Source organism: Synechococcus sp., assembly GCF_982614295.1.
This window is the reverse complement of sequence record NZ_CEXBMR010000075.1, coordinates 1-4408: the sequence shown is the minus strand read 5'-3', so window position 1 is coordinate 4408 and position 4408 is coordinate 1. Positions and strand designations below refer to the sequence as shown.

The window sequence follows — 4408 nt, the reverse complement described above, 5'->3', positions numbered from 1 at the left end:
TGCTCATCGAACCATTTCAGCTCCGCATTAACGCCATTATTGCCGAGGGAAGATACATTTTTAAAATTAAGATATGTTGTGGCATATTCTAAAATTATCAACGATTGAGGCAGTTTAGCTATCCAGCGATGGTGTTTATTTTGATAATTTATCTCTATCCCAGTGCAACTGCTCGCAGTTTCCAGTCCGGATGGATCATCTATTAATTCTTCTTTGCTAAGCCCATCATCCTTACAGGTATTAGTATAAAAATAAATACTCCCCTTAGTAATAGGCGCCTTAAAAATACTCAGACAATCAATGTCAGCAAATAAATTCTTGTATTGTTGAATCATATTAGAACTATTAAGGCCCTCAGAATAATCCATTTTAGGTCGTGTAATCGGCGTTAATACTTACATATTCAGCCGACAAATCACAACCCCAACCGCGGCCAGCACCAGAGCCGGATCCCACAACTAAATGAATATCAACTTGATCGGTTTCTAGATATATGCCAGTTTCTTTTTCTTGAAGATATAAGCCTACAGCTGCGCGATCAAAATCAAGTGGTTGTCCATTATCTAGCAACTTATGAGGGCCAATCCATAACTGCACAGCATCGGGATTAAATGGCACTCCGGCTCGTCCTGCTGCTGCAACAATCCTGCCCCAATTTGGATCACGGCCGTGGATAGCAGTTTTTACTAATGATGAACCGCAAACGGTGCGGGCGATCTGGCGGGCTTGGTTGTTAGTTGCAGTGCCTTCTACCACAACTTCAATCACACAAGTAGCCCCTTCTCCATCACGGGTGATAGCCCGCGCTAGATATTCACATAATTTACTTAGGCCCGCTTCTAAATCAGGCCAATACCGCTCAGCCAGTTGGGGGCCAGCAGAAAAGGCTAATAAACAATCATTTGTGCTCACATCACCATCAACTGTGATCGCATTAAATGATTCATCAACCACCCGGTGCAGCATCGCCTGCCATTCTGCAGGAGGCAATCCAGCATCGCAACTAACAAAAGCTAGCATTGTTGCCATATCTGGGTGGATCATGCCAGAGCCTTTTGCCATACCGCCAAGACGCACTATTTGATCGCCTAGCTGCGCCTCAATTGCGATGGTTTTATCAACTAAATCTGTAGTAAGTATTGCTGCTGCAGCTGCAATTGCTGCTGCGGGGCTAGCAGCTAGCGAATCAACTAATGGATTAATACCCGCCAGTAGCAAATCCATCGGAATCGGTACGCCAATCACACCGGTAGAACAAATCAAAACCTCTTCTTCTATGAGCCCCAACTGATCTGCAAGCGCTTTGGTAGCCCGCAAGCTATCGATCAAACCGAGATCACCAGTGCAGGCATTGGCCTGGCCTGAATTTATCAATACTGCCCGCGCACTGCCCTGGTTTTGCTGCAACCTTTGGGCGCATAAATCAACGCAACCCGCTCGCATCTGATTCGTGGTGAAGGTGCCAGCGCAGGCTGCCCCAGCTGGAGCGAGTAATAGGGCTAAATCTGGGTTACCACTTAGCTTTAAACCAGCTGTGATGCCAGCGGCTTGAAAACCCTTAGGAGCTGTGATGCCACCGCTAATTTGTTGCCATTGATGGTTCATTGGCAGGAAACTTGAACTTGAATCAGTTTGCTCTAGCGATACAGCCACAACGCCGTATTGGCCTCACCGGTGGCATTGCAAGCGGAAAAAGCAGCGCCGGTAAATTGCTACAGGAAAAACATAGGCTTGCCGTTTTAGATGCTGATCGCTACGCCCGAGAAGCCTTAGCCCCTGGCACTACAGCTAGCCAAGCGGTGCTGAACCGCTATGGGAAAAGGGTATTTTGCGGCGATAATCTAGATCGCAAAGCCCTCGGAGAAATCGTATTTAACAACCAGAACGAACGCCTCTGGCTTGAGCAACTGGTGCATCCGGTTGTGAAGCAAATGATGGATCAAGAAATAATTAAATTAGCAGACACTAAAACAATAGTTTTAATGATTCCCCTGTTGTTTGAAACCGGCCTTGAATCGCTTTGCACAGAAATCTGGCTGGTAGATTGTGATGAGAAACAGCAAATAGAGCGCCTAATTACAAGAGACAACTGCACAAATCAACAAGCATTAGCCCGGATCAATGCCCAATGGCCCCTCGCCCGTAAGCGTTTATTAGCGGATCGAATAATCAACAACCGCAATGGCAGTGGTGAACTTGAAATTGAAGTGGCTGTGGCTTTAAATCAATTAACCCTTAAGCATTTCCAATAAGATTTGATTTGCTAATTTTGGATCAGCGCGGCCGCCAGTTTGTTTCATCATTAAGCCCACAAAGAAGCCCTGTAATTTATTTTTCCCTCCACGAAAAGCTTCTACTTCAGCGGGATGAGCCTCTAGCAATTCAGCCACAATTGTTTTAATTGCAGCTGGATCACTGATCATTCCTAATCCTTTCGCCGCCACAATCGCCTTAGCCGATCCTCCTTCCGCTAACAATTGAGGCAAGATTTCTTTAGCAATTTTACCGCTTATCTCAGCTGCTTCTATCAAGCCAACCAATTCCGCTAATTGTTGAGGCCGTAAAGGTAGATCAACATATGAAAGCCGATTTGCATTTACATGGGCAGCAATATCACCGGTAATCCAATTTGATAATGCCTTGGCATCAGCGCCAGCTGCCACTGCTGCTTCAAAATATTCCGCCATTTGGCGTTCATCAGTTAAAACGCGGGCATCGTAGATCGATAGGCCAAATTGGTCAGCGTAGCGGTGGCGTTTAGCTGCAGGCAGTTCTGGCAGTTCGCTAAGCCAAGCTTGCTTTTGACTTTCGCTAACTTCAATTGGGCCAAGATCTGGCTCAGGGAAAAAACGATAATCAGCAGCACCTTCTTTGCTACGCATACTTTTAGTTAATTGCTTACTTTCATCCCATAAACGAGTTTCCTGCACTACCCGTTCGCCACTTTCATAGGCCTTGATCTGGCGTTTTATTTCAAAATCAATCGCCTTTTGGATTGCAGAAAATGAATTCATATTTTTTATTTCCACCTTTGTGCCAAAGGGGGCATCGGGGCCTCGCCTTACGGAGATATTTACGTCACAACGCAGTGAACCCTCCTGCATGTTGCCATCACTAACACCTAAATAACGCATGATTCGGCGTATTTCAGATGCATATTCAGCCGCTTCACGGCCGGTGCGTAAATCTGGCTTACTAACAATTTCAGCGAGGGCAACCCCAGCCCGGTTGTAATCCACTAAGGAATGGGTACTACCAGCTAAACGATCACTGCCTGCATGCACGAGTTTACCCGCATCTTCTTCCATATGAAGGCGTTCAATTCCAATGCGTTTTAGATAGGTTTCTTTTCCTTTTTCCGCAACTTCAACTTCAATCCAACCATCTTCTGCAATCGGTTGATCGAATTGAGAGATCTGATAATTTTTTGGTAAATCTGGATAAAAGTATTGCTTGCGATCGAATTTACTATGGGCCGCAATATTTAAATTCAAGGCTAATGATGCCTTTACCGCATATTCAAGTACTTTTTTATTTAACACCGGTAGGGTGCCAGGCAAACCGCAAACCACCGGATCTATGTGGGTGTTAGGAGCATCTCCAAAGGCAGTGGAGGCACTACTAAAGATTTTGCTTGAAGTTCCCAGCTGCACATGGGTTTCTAAGCCGATTACCGCTTCCCAATTGGCTTCTGCCATTGCTCTTCTCCAGCCTTGAATGGTACTTATCCTATGAAGTCGGCTGCTATGGATCTCTCTAAGCCGGTTTTGATCCTTGGTGGTGGCCTAATCGGGCTTGCCATTGCCCATGGCCTCGGCCGCCATGGCCTTGCCGTAACCGTGTTGAGCCGACGCCGCAATGAAGCGGCAGGCTTTGTGGCGGCCGGCATGCTGGCCCCCCATGCTGAGGGCCTTAGCGGTGATCAACTGCTGCTGGGGCAGGCAAGTTTGGCGGCTTATCCCGCCTGGGTGGCCCAGGTGGAAGCGGATAGCGGGCTCAACTGCAATCTCAAGCCTTGCGGCATTGTTGTGCCTTTTAAAACTGCTGCGGAGCGGGATGCGTATCCCACCGCTGCTATGGGTAAAAGCCTTGATCGAGCTGGCCTGGAGCAGGAAATAAAAGGGATTGGCCCCCAATGGCAGACGGGTTTGCTTTTTAAGCAGGATGGTCAAATCGATAATCGCCGCCGCTTGATGCGGGCTTTAGAGAGGGCTTGCACAAACCTTGGCGTGCAATTTCAAGAGGGGGCAGAGGTGCAAAAGCTGCAGCGTCATCAAAACGGATGTCTAGAAGCTGTAGAGCTGATTAGCGCAGAAGGTGAACCGCAGCGGCTGTTTTGTAGCCATGCCGTTCTCGCCTGTGGCGCTTGGAGTGGCGAGTTGTTACCAAAGCTGCCTGTTTTTCCGGT

5 protein-coding genes are annotated in these 4408 nt (G+C 47.3%); 2 read left to right on the top strand and 3 right to left on the bottom strand.

The window, feature by feature from the left end; all coding sequences use genetic code 11:
- Together AC2JC8_RS09705 and argJ are read right to left on the bottom strand one after the other, a co-directional pair.
- Nucleotides 1-335 (bottom strand): hypothetical protein (locus tag AC2JC8_RS09705; protein WP_484594638.1); only part of this gene is annotated, 335 nt, incomplete at its 3' end.
- A gap of 34 nt (nucleotides 336-369) precedes the next feature.
- Nucleotides 370-1605, bottom strand: coding sequence for a bifunctional glutamate N-acetyltransferase/amino-acid acetyltransferase ArgJ (gene argJ / locus AC2JC8_RS09700; protein WP_484400708.1), 1236 nt, complete (start codon nucleotides 1603-1605; stop codon nucleotides 370-372).
- Between the two features lie 11 nt (nucleotides 1606-1616).
- On the opposite strand from argJ, the gene coaE reads away from it, so the two are divergent.
- Nucleotides 1617-2252 (top strand): dephospho-CoA kinase, encoded by a 636-nt coding sequence (coaE, locus tag AC2JC8_RS09695; RefSeq protein ID WP_484400709.1) that lies wholly within the window; start codon nucleotides 1617-1619, stop codon nucleotides 2250-2252.
- Here coaE and gatB read toward each other — a convergent pair.
- On the bottom strand, nucleotides 2229-3698 hold the full coding sequence (gene gatB, locus AC2JC8_RS09690; RefSeq protein WP_484400711.1) for an Asp-tRNA(Asn)/Glu-tRNA(Gln) amidotransferase subunit GatB: 1470 nt from the start codon (nucleotides 3696-3698) through the stop codon (nucleotides 2229-2231). The two genes, coaE and gatB, sit on opposite strands and share 24 nt — an antisense overlap.
- Nucleotides 3699-3746: 48 nt before the next feature.
- Here gatB and AC2JC8_RS09685 point away from each other — a divergent pair.
- Nucleotides 3747-4408: FAD-dependent oxidoreductase (locus AC2JC8_RS09685; RefSeq protein ID WP_484594637.1), on the top strand; the 662-nt coding region annotated here is incomplete at its 3' end.

Bases quoted from the DNA above. Each gene is read 5' to 3' on its own strand.
- gatB (WP_484400711.1), bottom strand. From the start codon at position 3,698: ATGGCAGAAGCCAATTGGGAAGCGGTAATCGGCTTAGAAACCCATGTG.
- argJ (WP_484400708.1), bottom strand. From the start codon at position 1,605: ATGAACCATCAATGGCAACAAATTAGCGGTGGCATCACAGCTCCTAAG.